Origin of the sequence: Protofrankia symbiont of Coriaria ruscifolia (assembly GCF_900634745.1) — a bacterium.
Lineage (GTDB): Bacteria > Actinomycetota > Actinomycetes > Frankiales > Frankiaceae > Protofrankia > Protofrankia californiensis.
The window spans coordinates 20,951-35,675 of sequence record NZ_CAAAFR010000031.1 but is presented as its reverse complement, the minus strand read 5'-3'; the positions used below and the strand labels follow the sequence as shown (position 1 = coordinate 35,675).

The 14,725-nt window shown below is 68.8% G+C and carries 13 protein-coding genes and 1 tRNA gene; 9 read left to right on the top strand and 5 right to left on the bottom strand.

Annotation, left to right across the window (positions count from 1 at the left end):
- Nucleotides 1-137: 137 nt before the first annotated feature.
- Together CV1CTNOD_RS03345 and CV1CTNOD_RS03340 are read left to right on the top strand one after the other, a co-directional pair.
- The gene (locus CV1CTNOD_RS03345) at nucleotides 138-887 is read left to right on the top strand and encodes a metallophosphoesterase family protein (protein WP_131784693.1); all 750 of its coding nucleotides are present in this window, start codon (nucleotides 138-140) and stop codon (nucleotides 885-887) included.
- A 214-nt stretch (nucleotides 888-1,101) separates the two neighbouring features.
- Entirely contained in the window at nucleotides 1,102-2,232 is a 1,131-nt protein-coding gene (locus CV1CTNOD_RS03340) for a PSP1 domain-containing protein (RefSeq protein ID WP_131784692.1), read from the top strand.
- Nucleotides 2,233-2,275: 43 nt separating this feature from the next.
- Here the strand turns inward: CV1CTNOD_RS03340 and CV1CTNOD_RS03335 are convergent, their stop codons facing one another.
- On the bottom strand, nucleotides 2,276-3,001 hold the full coding sequence (locus CV1CTNOD_RS03335) for a response regulator transcription factor (protein WP_131784691.1): 726 nt from the start codon (nucleotides 2,999-3,001) through the stop codon (nucleotides 2,276-2,278).
- 512 nt (nucleotides 3,002-3,513) lie between these two features.
- On the opposite strand from CV1CTNOD_RS03335, the gene CV1CTNOD_RS03330 reads away from it, so the two are divergent.
- Both CV1CTNOD_RS03330 and CV1CTNOD_RS03325 read left to right on the top strand, forming a co-directional pair.
- Nucleotides 3,514-3,588 (top strand) — tRNA-Thr (locus tag CV1CTNOD_RS03330).
- 79 nt (nucleotides 3,589-3,667) lie between these two features.
- Entirely contained in the window at nucleotides 3,668-4,363 is a 696-nt protein-coding gene (locus CV1CTNOD_RS03325; RefSeq protein WP_131784690.1) for an MOSC domain-containing protein, read from the top strand.
- A 93-nt stretch (nucleotides 4,364-4,456) separates the two neighbouring features.
- Here the strand turns inward: CV1CTNOD_RS03325 and CV1CTNOD_RS28095 are convergent, their stop codons facing one another.
- On the bottom strand, nucleotides 4,457-4,783 hold the full coding sequence (locus CV1CTNOD_RS28095; RefSeq protein WP_431607060.1) for a transposase: 327 nt from the start codon (nucleotides 4,781-4,783) through the stop codon (nucleotides 4,457-4,459).
- 31 nt (nucleotides 4,784-4,814) lie between these two features.
- Nucleotides 4,815-4,949 carry a transposase gene (locus CV1CTNOD_RS28090; protein ID WP_431607061.1) on the bottom strand — a complete coding sequence of 45 codons (135 nt, stop codon included), beginning with the start codon at nucleotides 4,947-4,949 and terminating at the stop codon, nucleotides 4,815-4,817.
- Nucleotides 4,950-5,120: 171 nt separating this feature from the next.
- Between CV1CTNOD_RS28090 and CV1CTNOD_RS24360 the strand changes: the two genes are divergently transcribed.
- Nucleotides 5,121-5,279 carry a hypothetical protein gene (locus CV1CTNOD_RS24360; protein ID WP_165485292.1) on the top strand — a complete coding sequence of 53 codons (159 nt, stop codon included), beginning with the start codon at nucleotides 5,121-5,123 and terminating at the stop codon, nucleotides 5,277-5,279.
- Between the two features lie 31 nt (nucleotides 5,280-5,310).
- Here the strand turns inward: CV1CTNOD_RS24360 and CV1CTNOD_RS03315 are convergent, their stop codons facing one another.
- Together CV1CTNOD_RS03315 and CV1CTNOD_RS03310 are read right to left on the bottom strand one after the other, a co-directional pair.
- Entirely contained in the window at nucleotides 5,311-6,126 is an 816-nt protein-coding gene (locus tag CV1CTNOD_RS03315) for a DUF899 domain-containing protein (protein WP_131784689.1), read from the bottom strand.
- Between the two features lie 281 nt (nucleotides 6,127-6,407).
- Nucleotides 6,408-6,989: an inorganic diphosphatase gene (locus tag CV1CTNOD_RS03310; RefSeq protein WP_278043855.1), complete on the bottom strand. Its 582-nt coding sequence runs from the start codon at nucleotides 6,987-6,989 to the stop codon at nucleotides 6,408-6,410.
- 400 nt (nucleotides 6,990-7,389) lie between these two features.
- Between CV1CTNOD_RS03310 and dacB the strand changes: the two genes are divergently transcribed.
- The 4 genes from dacB to ftsH all read left to right on the top strand — a co-directional run bounded on the left by dacB (nucleotide 7,390) and on the right by ftsH (nucleotide 14,664).
- Entirely contained in the window at nucleotides 7,390-8,874 is a 1,485-nt protein-coding gene (gene dacB, locus CV1CTNOD_RS03305; protein WP_131784722.1) for a D-alanyl-D-alanine carboxypeptidase/D-alanyl-D-alanine endopeptidase, read from the top strand.
- Nucleotides 8,875-9,009: 135 nt separating this feature from the next.
- The gene (locus CV1CTNOD_RS03300) at nucleotides 9,010-10,212 is read left to right on the top strand and encodes a zinc-dependent metalloprotease (RefSeq protein WP_131784687.1); all 1,203 of its coding nucleotides are present in this window, start codon (nucleotides 9,010-9,012) and stop codon (nucleotides 10,210-10,212) included.
- 125 nt (nucleotides 10,213-10,337) lie between these two features.
- The gene (gene hpt / locus CV1CTNOD_RS03295; RefSeq protein ID WP_131784686.1) at nucleotides 10,338-12,167 is read left to right on the top strand and encodes a hypoxanthine phosphoribosyltransferase; all 1,830 of its coding nucleotides are present in this window, start codon (nucleotides 10,338-10,340) and stop codon (nucleotides 12,165-12,167) included.
- Nucleotides 12,168-12,495: 328 nt separating this feature from the next.
- Nucleotides 12,496-14,664 (top strand): ATP-dependent zinc metalloprotease FtsH, encoded by a 2,169-nt coding sequence (gene ftsH, locus CV1CTNOD_RS03290; RefSeq protein ID WP_131784685.1) that lies wholly within the window; start codon nucleotides 12,496-12,498, stop codon nucleotides 14,662-14,664.
- Nucleotides 14,665-14,725: the final 61 nt, after the last annotated feature.

The window sequence follows — 14,725 nt, the reverse complement described above, 5'->3', positions numbered from 1 at the left end:
CGATTCACCGGCCGGTGACGGTGAATCGTGGCGGCGAGGTGCAGCCCTGCGCCCTGATTCTCCGATGCTCCGACTGTCTGCCCTCCCCCGGACCGCCGGGTCATGAACTACCGGGTCATGAAAGGTGAGATGTCGGCATGGTCGTGGTCGCTGCAGTCGGAGACCTGCACATCCGAGCAGGAACCGGACCGCGCCTGCGCCCCGTCTTCGAGGGTGCGGCGGCAGCCGCCGACGTCCTGCTACTCGCCGGTGATCTCACCAACGACGGTGAGATCACCCAGGCGGACGCCGTGTGCGAGGTGTTCGGCGGTCTCGACCTGCCGATCGTCGCCGTCCTGGGCAACCATGACTACGACGCGGGCGAGCAGGGCAGGATCACCGGGATGCTCACCGACGTCGGGATCACTGTACTCGAGGGGTCGGCGGTAACCATACGCGCCAGCGGGACCACGATCGGCATCGCCGGTGCGAAGGGGTTCGCCGGTGGTTTTGCCGGGCGCAGCGCGGAGATCTTCGGCGAGGACGAGATGAAGGCATTTGCCCGCCATGGCCAACAGACCGCCCGGACCCTCGCACAGGCCGTCAACAGCCTCGACACCGAACTGACGATCGCGCTCACGCACTATGCACCCGTGCCCGGCACCCTCGCCGGCGAGCCGCTCGAACTGTTCCCGTTCCTTGGCAGCCACCACCTGGCCGCCGCTATCGACTCGTCCACCTCGCGGGTTACACTGGCCGTTCACGGACATGCCCACTATGGCTGTGAACTGGGCACCACCCCCGGGGGAACACCGGTGCGCAACGTCGCCAGACCGGTGATCTCGGTTCCCTACGCGCTCTATCGGCTGCCGGCCGACTCCGGCGCGGACGTCGTCCGGCTTGGCTGACCCGGCAGCCAACGACCAGGGGACCAGGGGACCAGACGGAACCCGTCCCCGCTCATACACGGGTTCGCCGCGTCCCGGACGGTAGGCTGACGCAACGGCAGCGTCTGGTCGCGGCCACACCACAGCTGCGTCACCCGGCAGGCGTCGTCGACTGGTGGCCAGGTGACTGCCACTCCAGCCAGGATCCGGCGGTCGGGAGGACGGTGCGGACGGCATGCCGATGATGTGCGCGGTCACGTTTTCCCCACGTGGACGGCTCTACTACGCCGACCCCGGGCCATACTCGCCGAAGGTCGGGGACAAGGTTCTCATCCCCACCGACGCCGGCCCCGAAGTCGCCGAATGCATGTGGGCGCCACAGTGGTTCAGCGATGACGTCGGAGGGCTGCCGGTCCTCGTGGGGATGGCGAAAACGACCGACATCGAACGGCATGCGGTCTCCCGGCGGCGTCGGGCACAGGCACGCGTCGCGGCAAAGCGACTGATCCGCGAACACGGCCTGCCCATGAAGGTCGTGGGTGTCGACCACATCTCGACCGAGAACATGTTCACGATCTATTTCACCGCCGACCACCGGGTCGACTTCCGGGGCCTTGTAAGTGATCTCGCCCGGACGCTCACGGCCCGGATAGACCTGCGCCAGCTCTCCGCTCGGGACAGCGCGCGCATCCAGGGCGGAATCGGTTCCTGCGGGCGTGACCTGTGCTGCGCCACATTCCTCACGGACTTCGAACCGGTCAGCATCCGGATGGCCAAGGACCAGGATCTCCCCCTCAACCCCATGAAGATAAGCGGTGCCTGTGGCCGGCTGATGTGCTGCCTGCGTTACGAACATCCGCTGTACGAACAGTTCAAGGCCGATGTTCCAGCGGTGGGCGCCCGGGTGAGCACCCCCGATGGTGACGGGCGGGTCGTCTCCCACGACGTACCGCGCGATCAGGTTGTGGTCAAGCTGGACGCCGGTGGCGGGCGATGCGCGTGCAGCAGGGCGAGCGTCTGTGGCTCACGCAAGGAGTACGAGGCGGCCCGTCCCGCGGCGGCTGCAACCGTCGGTGAAGCAGGCAGCCCGGGATGGCCGGGCACTGCCGAAGGTCCGGACGGCGACAAGGGCACACCGGGCCTGGCACACCACATGGTGCCCAGCCCGGCAGCGCCACCACTGGTCGCGCAGGCCCCGGCCACCTCGAGCCCGGCCACGGCAACCCCGACCACCTCAACCCCAGCGGCGCCGGCCCAGGACAACGCCCGGACCCGACGCCGCCTTCGCCGGCAGGCGTCCCGCAACACGGAGAGCGGCGACGCAGAGAGCGGCGTGCAGGCTCCCGAGACGTCCCCGCCCGGATAGCAACCCCACCGCTGTAACCCACAGCCCTCGGGAAGAGACGGGATCACGGGTCGAAGCGGTATCCCATACCACGCAGAGTTGTGACAAGTCGACGCTGCGGTGGGCGTCCCTCGACCTTGGTCCGTACCCGACGGACATGCTCGGTGACGGTTGCCGGATCCTGGAAACGCGTACCCCAAACCTGTTCCAGCAGCTCCTCACGGCTGAAAACCCGGCGGGGATGGCTCGCCAGGAAAGCGAGCAGCTCATATTCACGCGCGGTGAGATCGATGCGCTCACCCGCGACCGCGACCTCACGGGCACGCAGATCGATGGAAACGTCTCCGTAGACGAGCGGGTCATTTCCATCACCGGTGCGCTGCGGCGGCGGCTCGACGGGGCGGCGGCGCAACCTGGCCCGCACCCGTGCGACGAGTTCCCGCAGGGAGTACGGCTTGACCACGTAGTCGTCGGCTCCGAGTTCCAGACCGACGACCCGGTCGACCTCTTCGGCCCGGCCAGTCAACATGATCACAGGTACTTCGCTGGTCTGCCGCAGCCTGCTCAGCACAGCGAAGCCGTCCATGCGCGGCATCGCGACATCAAGCACCACAAGGTCGACTTCGGTCGTCTGGAAAAGCTTGAGCGCGGTCTCCCCGTCAGCCGCCTCCAGCACCCGATAGCCGAACCGTTCAAGGCTGCGGGCAAGCGCAACCCGAGAAGCTTCGTCATCCTCGGCGACGAGTAGGGAAGCCCCCCTCGTTGTTGTTGCAGTTGCGTCCCCGGTCATGGTCGAAACCCTACGCAAGCTCTCCGGAACCGCTGCGAGCGGGGTATCGGTATGTGCGAGGATCGGCAATTTCGGCACGTCACAGTAGCGTGATGATTACCTATTGTCAATAAAAGGACATCGGAGGCACACGGGACCACGAGCCCGTAATGACCCACAGACCAGGGCCTCCGGCAGCGCGAAAGAAACATGATCGCGCCGCCTTTGGCTATCCGGTGACCCACAGACCTGGACCTCCCGTACTTCCCGGATCGGCTTCCGGACGGCGGCCATCACCACCCGTCCACGCCGGAGATCCGTCCTCCCTCGCCACCGAGCCCCTCGCGGCGTCCCCTCGCGGCGTCCCCTCGCGGCGTCCCCTCGCGACGTCCGTCACCGACCCGAGCCGACCCGGACCGGTCTGGCATACTCGGTGAGGCGGGATTTCTCGGGACGCCGGCAACGCGGAAAGATTCATGATCAAGATCATCGTGATCGCACCGCCAGCCATGCCCGCAGTGGACCAGCAACACGCCGGAGTAGCTCAGTGGCAGAGCAATCGCCTCGTAAGCGATAGGTCGCGGGTTCAATCCCCGCCTCCGGCTCCACCCTCGCTGCCCACACCCGAACATCGAGAGGCCAACAAACCGGTTGAAGCGGCGGGCTCGAGATCATTAGCATCCGTCCATGTCCTTCATCGACTCGGTCAACCTCGGGACCGCCCGTCCCATCGCCGCAAAATCCGGCATGAGCGGGATCGACAAACGCCCGGTGGACGGGCCGGTCCTGGTGCGCGCACCAGGACCGAAGGGGGCGGGAAGCAGCGGCCTGGCCGGCGACCGGATCTGCGACACGGACAACCACGGCGGCGGCGACCAGGCTGTCTACGCCTACTCGCGCGAGGACCTTGACGCATGGCAGCACGAGCTGGGTCGTCCACTGCCCTCCGGGATCTTCGGAGAAAACCTGACCACCCGCGGACTGGATGTCACCACAGCTGTGATCGGTGAACGGTGGCGGATCGGGAAGGAGGTTGTGCTGCAAGTCACAGCACCACGGATCCCGTGCCGGACGTTCGCGGTGTGGCTGGGGCTCCACGGCTGGGTCAGGACGTTCACACTACGAGCGGTGCCAGGCGCCTACCTGCGCGTGATCCGGCCAGGACACGTCCGTCGCGGCGACCCTGTGTCAATCAGGCACCGACCTGATCATGATGTCACCATCGGTATGACCTTCCGGGCACTGACGACCCAACCAGAGCTTCTCCCCCTCCTGCTCCAGGCCGACGATCTACCAGAAGAGATCAGGGAGCGGGCCCGGCGCAGGATGCCTTTTGACATCCCGGACATCCCACCAACCGATCTCACGCACGCGTCGCTCTAGGTCTCATTCACGCGTCATCACAGCCAGGGCGGATGGGACATTACGTCCTATCGGGGCTCTCATTGATCTCTTAGAGAGCGTCTGTGCACTGGGTCAGCGGGTGAGGCGGTTGCTGAGCTGCCAGGTGGCGGCGGTCCAGATCATGGCTTCGTGGGTGGCTGGGAGGGTCTCGTAGTCGCGTACGAGGCGGCGGAACTTGGTCAGCCAGGCGAAGGAGCGTTCCACGACCCAGCGGCGGTGGAGCAGAACAAAGCCCTTGGCCTGGTCGGGGCGCTTGACGATCGCCACGGCCAGGTCCCAGATCTTGCGCGCGTCGCGGACGAACCGGCCTGTGTACCCGGCGTCGTACCCGCTGCTGGCGGTCGGGACGGTGTCGGCGGCGCAGACGGTCTGGGAGTCGATCACGGCCGCGGTCGGCACTGGGCCACGCCCGTCGGCCAGACGCGCACGTTCACGCAGCGCTGCGTAGATCCGGCACCACGCCGCGCCGGGTCCACCGGCGGAACAGGGCGTAGACGGTCTGGTGCGGCGGGAAGTCGGCCGGCAGGGCCCGCCAGGCGATCCCGCCGCGGACCAGGTAGAAGATCGCGTCCAGGACCAGACGCCGGTCCCACTTCTCGGGCCTGCCCCCGCCCGCCGGTGCTCCCCGCCGCCGGGAGCAGCGGCGCCAGCAGCGCCCACTGCCCGTCGGTCATCGTCGAACCGGGGTAGAAGTGCCGCCGCGAGGAACGATCACCACCCCGGCCATGAGCAGGGCATGACGAGTACTGGCACTGGGACGATACGTGCACCCGGACTCCTGGTAGGACTGGCAAGCCTCTCCTACCAGGAGTTCTTCACCTTCCGGGCGAACCGCCCACCGACCGAGCGCGCGGGCGGGCGTTCGCATCGTCCGGAGGTTCCGCCCGGCACCTAACACCTTTGCCGACGCCGTCGACGAAGACCCGTCAGTGGTGGTGGCCGTGCCGGCCGAGGGTCTCCACGGGGGTTGCGCCGGGGCGGGTCCACTGCGGCACGGGGCGGCTGGTCGGGCCCCAGGTGGCGACGCCGTCGGCGTCCGAGCGCCAGTACCAGCAGGCCTGGCGGCCCTCGGACGGGTGCCCCTCGCGGACATCGCCGATCACGGGCCAGCCCTCGGGGTTGTCCTCCCACGCCTCGCCGCGGCCGTAGGGCGTCATGTCGAGCAGGCCCAAGGACCCGTTGACCGGCTCGTTGCCACGGCCCGTCGTGGAGTAGGTGAGGAACACGCGGTCGCCGTCGCGCAGGAAACAGGCGATGTGCCCCATTCCTCCGCCGACCGGCGCCTCCACGCCCCGCACCGAGTACCAGGGCTGGGTGTAACCCATGAACTCGACGTAGGGAGCCACCTCGTCCCACGGGCCCGTGGTCAGGATGGCGAACGAGACGCCGCGGGCGTTGAGGTAGACAGCGTCCTTCAGGTGCCAGGCCGTGGTGGTGCAGCCCTCGCACTGCCCCTGGTGCGGCGCGCCGTCGTACCACATGTGCTTGTAGACCACGAGCTCGTCGCGGCCCTGGAACAGGTCCAGGAACGGGACCGGGCCGTCGGGTCCGACGACCTCGACCGTCCCGTCGAGCTCCACCATCGGCAGCCGGCGGCGGGCCGCGGCGAGGGCGTCGCCCTCGCGGGTGTGGGCCTTCTCGCGGACCAGAAGCTCGTCACGGGCGGTCTGCCAGGTGGCTAGGTCAACGACGGGCGGGCGACCGGGCAGCGCGGTGGTCGGGTCGTCCGGCGTGGTCGTCACGGTGTCCTCCGTGGTGTCTCGTGCCGGGCAGCGTCGTACGACGTCCTACGACGGTCACCAGAACAGACTCGCGACCCGGCCGGAACTCATCGCGGCAGGGGGCGCGCCCTCGGCCGAGCCTGCACGGACCACGTCGGGCTGACAAGTTCACAGACGCGCTCTTACTGATTTCTCGGCCGCCGGGTTGCCCACTGATCGTAGTCGTGGTGGTGAACCTGCGAAGATCCGCCACCACGACCACGATCAGTGGCCCTGCGCATGATCCGCCGGTCCGGCAGGGGTCAGGCGGACCTGACCTCCGGCTCAGACCGCTCCGGAATACCCGGGGTGGGAGCGCCCAGTACGGAATCGTCGTGGCGCCCCTCCGCGGTGACGACCGTTTCCTCCTCGCGCCGGATCGAGGCAAGAATCTCCCGCTCCGCGTCACCGCGGCCGACCCACGACGCCCCCTCGACCGACTTGCCCGGCTCCAGGTCCTTGTAGACCTCGAAGAAGTGCTGGATCTCCAACCGGTCGAACTCCGGAAGGTGCCTGATGTCACGCAGGTGCTCCTGCCGGACGTCCGCAACCGGCACACACAGCACCTTGTCGTCAGGACCCTTCTCGTCGCTCATCTGGAACATGCCGATCGTTCGGCATCGCACCAGGCAGCCCGGGAAGGTCGGCTCCTCCAGCAGAACGAGCGCGTCCAAAGGATCACCATCTCGACCCAACGTACCCTCGATGAACCCGTAGTCCGAGGGATAGTGGGTGGATGTGAACAGCATCCGGTCGAGCCGGATCCGTCCGGTGTGGTGATCCATCTCGTATTTGTTTCGCTGCCCTTTCGGGATCTCGATGGTCACATCGAACTCGAGGTCCACACCATCCCCTGTCGTGTCTGTGGGCGCGTCCCGTCCGAAGCGCCCTTGTGTTGTGTACTTGTTACCAGTGTCGGCACCCACGCATGTCACCTCGAAGGTCGCGGGCCGATCCGCCGGTGACGATTCACCTCCAGCGCGGGAACCCACGGTGAGGTCCACCGGCCTGGATCGACCCAGGGTCTACCCGAGATGGCATTCCCCACGACGGCGGCACGACCCCAACCCGGCAGGCCTTGCGGTCCGGCCGGCCTGTGCGCAAGCCCACGTTGACGGTGGCAGGATTCCTCAAAGCCTCCAGCGGTGGGCGGAAAACACGACCGCGCGGCCATCGGCCCCGGACGCGGCCATCGGCCATCGGCCATCGGCCACAGGACATAGTCTCCCGCACGTGACCCCTCCGATGCCGGGCCGGGTCGGCGGACTTACCGCCATTGCCGGAGCGCTGCTTGCCGGCCATCTTTCCGTTCCACCCACAAACAGCCCGAGTGTCGCCCCCGACCCACGCCCCGCGGCCGCACCCTTTGCTCCGCTGGACCCGGCGGTGCGGGTCGCCGACCCCGCAGCGGTGAGTTCCAGGCTCGCCCGCCCGCTTGCCAACCCGGCGCTGGGCAACTCGGTAGGGCTGGTTGTCGACGCCCTGTCCGGAACGATGCTGCTCGACCGCGGGTCGAGCACTGCGGTGGCGCCCGCATCCACGCTGAAGACCGTGATCGCCGCGGCGGCACTGACGACCTTCGACGCACGGGCCACCCTGACGACCCGTGTCTTCCACACCCCGCCGGCCAGCACTGAGCCGGCTGGTACAGAACCGGCTGGTACAGAATCGGCCAGTACGGAGGACACCGGTACCGCGAGGGTCTCGAACCCCGCCGCCCCGGCCGGCGGCGGGACGCTGTGGCTTGTCGGCGCGGGCGACCCGACGCTCACCGCCGCAACCGGACCGGCGGGCTACCCGTCCCTCGCCCGCCTGTCAGATCTGGCCACACAGGTACGCGCGGCCGGCATCACCCAGGTCGACCGGCTGGTCGGCGACGGGACTCTGTTCACCGGGCCGTCCACCGCGACGGGCTGGCGCGACGGCTACATCACCGACGGCAATGTCACGCCGGTGTCCGCACTCGAGGTGGACGGCGGACGCCCCACACCCGGCTCGACCGGCCCGCGAACCACGACCCCGGACCTGGCCGCGGTGAACGCCTTCGCGGCTGCGCTGCGCCGGGCCGGTGTACAGGTCACGTCGACCGCTGTCGGCGCCATGCCCGCCGGGTCCATGCCCGCCGGGTCCGGGTCCGGGTCCACCGGGTCCGGTGGCTCCGGCGGCCCTCGGCAGATCGCCGCGGTCCGCAGCCCGCCGATCCCGTTGCTGGTCGAGCAGATGCTGACGTACTCCGACAACGACCTGGCCGAAAGCCTGGGACGGCTGGTAGCCCACGCCCGCGGCCTTCCGGCGTCGTTCGACGGCGCCACGCGAGCGGTACTCGACATCCTGCGGGAACTCGGCGTGCCCACCGCGGGCGCAAACCTGGCGGACACCAGCGGACTGTCGACGTCGAACCAGATCGCCCCGGCAACGCTGGTGGCGTTGCTGCGGACGGCTGTCCTGCCCGGACACCCGGCGCTGCGGACCCTGCTCACAGGGCTTCCGGTCGCAGGATTCTCCGGGACGCTGAACGACCGCTACGGCTCGCCCGACACTCGCGCCGGCGCCGGTGACGTACGCGCGAAAACAGGCAGCCTGCGCATCGTGACAAGCCTCGCCGGCCAGGTCGTGGACACCAACGGCCGGCTCCTGCTGTTCGGCTTCTTCGCCCCGGTCGAGGAGGCCGGAGCCACCCGCGCCGCCCTCGACCAGGTGGCCGTCGCGCTCGCCTCATGTGGATGCTGAGGCGCGAGACGCCCGGACGCGGCAGCGGGCATCCGGGGAAATCACCCGGCGGTAGCGCGGCAGGTGGTCGGTGGCAACAGGCGCGCGGCAGCGATAAGGCTGTCATCCACAGGGAGAGGACATAGGCTGGCGGATGTGGACGCCGAGCCAGTCGACTGGGACCTCGCCGTAGCGACAGCACGGCGGCTTGTCCGGCCAGGCCCGCTGCTGCCCCGCACCGAAGCGAACGCGGTGGTTGCGGACCTGCGGCGGCTGGCCGTCGAAGCGGAAGGCCATGTCCAGGCATACACCCGGTTGGATCCGGCCGGTCCGGCCACGCCGATCGCCGTGGTGGACCGTCCCGAATGGATCCGCTCGAACGTCGCCGGCCTGCGGGTGGTCACCGTGCCGCTGCTGAGCAAGCTGGCGGACCGCGACCGGGGCAGGTTGTCCACCGCTGTCGGACGTACGGTCACCGGTGTCCAGCTCGGCACCGCCCTGGCCTATCTCGCGGGCAAGGTCCTGGGGCAGTATGAGGTCTTTCTCCCGCCCGAGGAGGCCGCCGCGACCGACCCCGCCTCAACCGGGGCCTCCGGGGCCGGGGAACCGACCAAGACCCTCGGGGAAGGCCTGACCTCCGGGGCCGGGGAGGGCGATGCCGCCCAGGCCGGGACGGCCGTCGCCGCAGCGGGGCGCCTCAGCCTGGTCGCGCCGAATATCGCCCACGCCGAACAGACGCTGGGAGTCAACCCGCGCGACTTCCGGTTGTGGGTCTGCCTGCACGAACAGACCCATCGCATCCAGTTCACCGCCGTCCCGTGGCTGCGCCAGCACCTGGAGGACGAGATCGGCGCGTTCATCGAGGCGACCGATCTTGACCCGGAGGTGCTCGCCGAGCGGGTGAAGTCAGCCGTCACCGCCGTGCGCGGTGCTGTGCTCGACCGCGGGCCGAACGCGACGAGCATCGTGGAGGCGCTCCAGACTCCCGCCCAGCGGCAGGTCCTGGACCGCCTACAGGCACTGATGACCCTCCTGGAAGGGCACGCCGACCAGGTCATGGACGCGGTCGGCCCGAAGGTCGTGCCGACCGTCACCGAGATCCGGTCGCGCTTCGACAGTCGCCGTGGCGGTGGTTCGCCGATCGACCGCTTCGTCCGCCGCCTGCTCGGGCTGGACCTCAAGCTCCTGCAGTACCGGCAGGGCGGCGCGTTCGTCCGGGCTGTTGTCGCCGAGGCCGGGGTGGACGCGTTCAACCTGGTCTGGCAGTCTCCCGAAACACTGCCGACCCGTGCGGAGCTGGTCGATCCAGGGGCCTGGATGCAGCGTGTGCTGGGCTCACGTCCGTCCCTGTCGGCTTGAACAGGGGTGTTGATCACCAGACGGAACGAACGGGGTCTGCCCACAGGGGCATACGGTGTGCGCACGACGACACCGGAATACGGGATGACCTCCGAACGCGGGGCGACACGGAAACACGGGGCGTAATGCGGGAACGCAGGGCCGTGACCGAGGTCCGGGTAGCCGTTCGGCGGTCGATTGCCGACCTTGCTCCGGGCAGCCTGGTGCTGGCGGCCTGCTCCGGTGGGCCGGACTCGCTGGCGTTGGCCGCCGCGCTGGCGTTCATCGCCCCGCGCCGGGCCCTGCGCGCCGGACTCGTCACCGTCGACCATGGCTGGTATGAGGGTTCCGCGGCGCATGCGGCCACCGTGGCCGTGTGCGGCCGGGCGCTCGGGCTCGACCCTGTCGAGGTGCTACCGGCATACTCCCCGCGCTCGGAGGGTGCCGCCCGCGACGCTCGCCGGTCCGCTCTGATCGACGCCGCGCAACGGTTGCAGGCGGGTGCGGTCCTACTCGGGCATACCCTTGACGACCAGGCCGAGACGGTACTGCTGCGGCTCGCCCGCGGGTCGGGCGCTCGCTCGCTGGCAGGCATGCCCCGCCTGGACGGGGTGATCAGGCGGCCGCTGCTGGACGTCCGCAGATCGGTGACGCGTAGCGCATGCCTCGCCGACGGGCTGACGCCATGGGACGACCCGGCCAATGCCGACGAGGCGTTCGCGCGAGCCCGGGTCCGTCACCGGGCCCTGCCCGTTCTGGAGGACGCCATCGGGCCGGGCATCGCCGAGGCTCTCGCGCGCACGGCGGACCTGCTACGGACGGACACCACCGCGCTCGACGCCGACGCGGCGCTCGCCTACGACCGTCTGGTCGTGTCCCCGGAGGACCAAAGGCGGCGCGATCATGCTTCTCCCGCGTCCGGGCCGCTCGACGGACCGGGAAGCGAACCGAGGAACAGCGCAGGGGGCACACCTGGGTTGCCGGCCCGGGTCGACCTGGACCTCGCCGGGCTCGCCGCGCTCAGCGAGGCGCTGCGCACACGGCTACTGCGGCGGGCGGCCCTGGCCGCCGGAAGCGCACCGACAGGCCTGCGGGCCGAGCATGTCCGGGCCATGGACGATCTGGTGACCAGATGGCGCGGGCAGAAGCCTGTCCCGTTGCCGTCGGGTGTCGTCGCCCTGCGCGCGGATGACAGGATCTCGGTGTTCCAGGCTGCCGGACTCCAGGCCGCGAACCAGGGGGAGACGCCCCCCCGGCCGCGGGCCTCCGGGTCCGGGATCCAGTCCAGCACCCACGCGCGGGACGCTCTCGTAGGCCCGCCGCGCGGACACTCCAGGGAGGCTCAGGTGGCCGCTGCGCACACGATGCCCGACGAGATTGGCTTCGGCGGGATCGGGTCGGGAACGGAACTGCCCCCGCGGCCCAACCGGCATCCCGACATCGCCGAGGTGCTGGTCGCCCCCGGCGACATCGCCACCAGGATCGGGGAGCTGGCCGTACGGGTCGATGCCGACTACGCCGGCCGCGAGGTGCTGCTCCTCGGCGTCCTCAAGGGCGCGGTGATGGTGATGGCCGACCTGTCCCGGGCCCTGACCGTGCCGGTGACCATGGAGTTCATGGCCGTTTCGTCGTACGGCTCGTCCACGTCGTCCTCGGGTGTGGTGCGCATCCTCAAGGATCTGGACCGTTCGATCGAGGGGCGGGACGTCCTGGTGGTCGAGGACATCATCGACTCCGGTCTGACCCTGTCGTGGCTGCTGCGGAATCTGCGCTCGCGCGGGCCTGCGTCCCTGGAGGTGCTCACGCTGCTGCGCAAACCGGAGGCGCTGGCGGCCGACATCGACGTCCGGTACGTCGGCTTCGACATCCCGAGCGCCTTCGTGGTCGGCTACGGCCTGGACTATGCCGAGCACTACCGCACGCTACCCTACGTAGGCACGCTGAACGCGGACGCGATCGAGCGCGGCGGCCGGTAGGGTTCGTCCAGTGGATATCGACTGCTATGGAATGGCGTCGGTTCATACGGGCGGTGAGGTGGCTCGCCGGTACCGCAGGCATCGGATGCGCGCTGACACGGCCGGTGACCGCACGGGAAGCGAATCCGGCGGCTCGGCGATGGAAGATCATGCCGCGAACCGCCTATTCGGGGCACCTCGGTGGAACGGTATGCATCAGTTGCCCGTTGCTCGGATGTACGCGCGGTAAGGCGCGCGTACCGGCGGTACCCTCGGCACAAGGGAATCCCGAACGAGGGCGGCACACACGTCAGGAGGGTGGAGCGCGCGTGTCCAGCGCTCCAGGCAGATGACTCCAAGAAGAATCTTCCGCGGCTGGGTGCCTCTGCTGCTCCTGGCCGCACTCGTGATCATTCTCGCGACCAACGTGCTGTCGGGCTCAGGCGAGTACTCCAAGCGTGACCTGAACTTCATCCAGCAGCAGATCGCCTCAGGGCAGGTCGCGAACGCAACCATCCAGGACTCGAAGCAGCGCATCGAGATCAAAATGAAGGACGGTGCCAAGTACGAGTCGTCGTACGTCACCGACCAGGCCGTTAACCTCGCCAACGAGCTGCGTCACCAGAACATCGCCTACGAGGTCAAGGTCGAGCAGGGCAATATCATCGTGTCGCTGCTGCTCAACCTGCTGCCGGTGCTGCTGGTGGTACTCCTGCTGTTCTTCTTCATGAACCAGATGCAGGGCGGCGGCAACCGGGTCATGAACTTCGGCAAGTCCAAGGCCAAGCTTGTCAGCAAGGACACGCCGAAGACGACGTTCGTCGACGTGGCCGGCGCCGACGAGGCCATCGAGGAGCTCCAGGAAATCAAGGAGTTCCTGGAGAACCCCAGCAAGTTCCAGGCGATGGGGGCCAAGATTCCCAAGGGTGTGCTGCTGTACGGGCCGCCCGGTACCGGCAAGACGCTGCTGGCTCGCGCGGTCGCCGGCGAGGCCGGCGTGCCGTTCTACTCGATCTCCGGTTCGGACTTCGTGGAGATGTTCGTCGGTGTCGGCGCGAGCCGCGTCCGGGACCTGTTCGAGCAGGCCAAGGCCAACGCGCCGGCGATCATCTTTGTGGACGAGATCGACGCGGTGGGTCGTCACCGCGGGGCCGGTCTCGGTGGTGGCCACGATGAGCGTGAGCAGACCCTCAACCAGCTCCTGGTCGAGATGGACGGGTTCGACGTCAAGGGTGGCGTGATCCTCATCGCCGCGACGAACCGGCCCGACATCCTGGACCCGGCGCTGCTGCGCCCGGGACGGTTCGACCGGCAGATCGTTGTCGACCGGCCCGACCTGCTCGGCCGTGAGGCGATCCTGAAGGTGCACGCCAAGGGCAAGCCGATCGAGTCGGACGTCGACATGCTGGTCATCGCGCGCCGGACCCCCGGGTTCACCGGTGCCGACCTCGCGAACGTGCTCAACGAGGCCGCGCTGCTCACCGCCCGGTCGGACCGCAAGCTCATCTCCTCGGCCCTGCTGGAGGAGTCGATCGACAGGGTGATGGCCGGTCCGGAACGCAAGAACCGGGTGATGAGCGACAAGGAGAAGAAGAGGATCGCCTACCACGAGGGCGGGCACGCACTGGTCGGGCACGCGCTGCCGAACAGCGACCCCGTCCACAAGATCACGATCCTGCCCCGCGGGCGAGCCCTGGGTTACACCATGCAGCTGCCCATGGAGGACCGTTACCTGCGCACCCGGTCGGAGATGCTGGACGATCTCGCGATGTTCCTGGGCGGGCGGACCGCCGAGGAACTGGTGTTCCACGAGCCGACAACGGGCGCCAGCGACGACATCGAGAAGGCCACGAAGATGGCCCGGGCCATGGTCACCCAGTTCGGGATGAGCGACAAGCTCGGAGCGGTCAAGTTCGGCGGCGAGACCAACGAGGTGTTCCTCGGACGCGACATGGGCCACCAGCGCGACTACTCCGAGGAGCTCGCCGCGGAGATCGACGCCGAGGTCCGCCAACTGATCGAGTCGGCGCACGACGAGGCCTGGGAGATCCTCGTCCGCTACCGGGACGTCCTGGACAACCTCGTCCTGCGTCTCATGGACGTCGAGACGCTCGGCAAGGACGAGGTCCTGGAGATCTTCGCGACCGTGGAGAAGCGGCCCAACCGCGGTTCCTACACCGGTGTCGGCAAGCGCCTGCCGTCCGACCGGCCACCGGTGATGACCCCGGCCGAGCTGGGCGTGCACAAGCCCGGCGACGTCACCGACCTCGTCACAGGCACCAGCGTGGGGCACAGCGGCCGGACGAACGGAACTGGACGCGGCAACAACGGCAACGGTTCCGGCGCGACCGGCGGGAATGGATCCGCAGCTGCTCCGGTTGGCTCTGCTGACTCCCCGGTATCCGCGGAGGAGGACACCCGTGCGGGCTCCCCGGCGCCGTCGTCACCCGTACCACGGATCTCGGACCCGTGGGCGCCACCGAGCTTGCCGAACGACGACGACAGGGGACGCCGTTGACGACCGATTTCGGCCTCGCACCCACCGGCGGCTACACCTCCCTTGCCTCAGCCCCCGTGGA

Coding starts and splice junctions, on each gene's coding strand:
- CV1CTNOD_RS03335 (WP_131784691.1), bottom strand. CDS start 3,001: ATGACCGGGGACGCAACTGCAACAACAACGAGGGGGGCTTCCCTACTC.
- CV1CTNOD_RS03325 (WP_131784690.1), top strand. CDS start 3,668: ATGTCCTTCATCGACTCGGTCAACCTCGGGACCGCCCGTCCCATCGCC.
- CV1CTNOD_RS03345 (WP_131784693.1), top strand. CDS start 138: ATGGTCGTGGTCGCTGCAGTCGGAGACCTGCACATCCGAGCAGGAACC.
- ftsH (WP_131784685.1), top strand. CDS start 12,496: ATGACTCCAAGAAGAATCTTCCGCGGCTGGGTGCCTCTGCTGCTCCTG.
- dacB (WP_131784722.1), top strand. CDS start 7,390: ATGCCGGGCCGGGTCGGCGGACTTACCGCCATTGCCGGAGCGCTGCTT.
- hpt (WP_131784686.1), top strand. CDS start 10,338: ATGCGGGAACGCAGGGCCGTGACCGAGGTCCGGGTAGCCGTTCGGCGG.
- CV1CTNOD_RS24360 (WP_165485292.1), top strand. CDS start 5,121: ATGACGAGTACTGGCACTGGGACGATACGTGCACCCGGACTCCTGGTA.
- CV1CTNOD_RS03340 (WP_131784692.1), top strand. CDS start 1,102: ATGCCGATGATGTGCGCGGTCACGTTTTCCCCACGTGGACGGCTCTAC.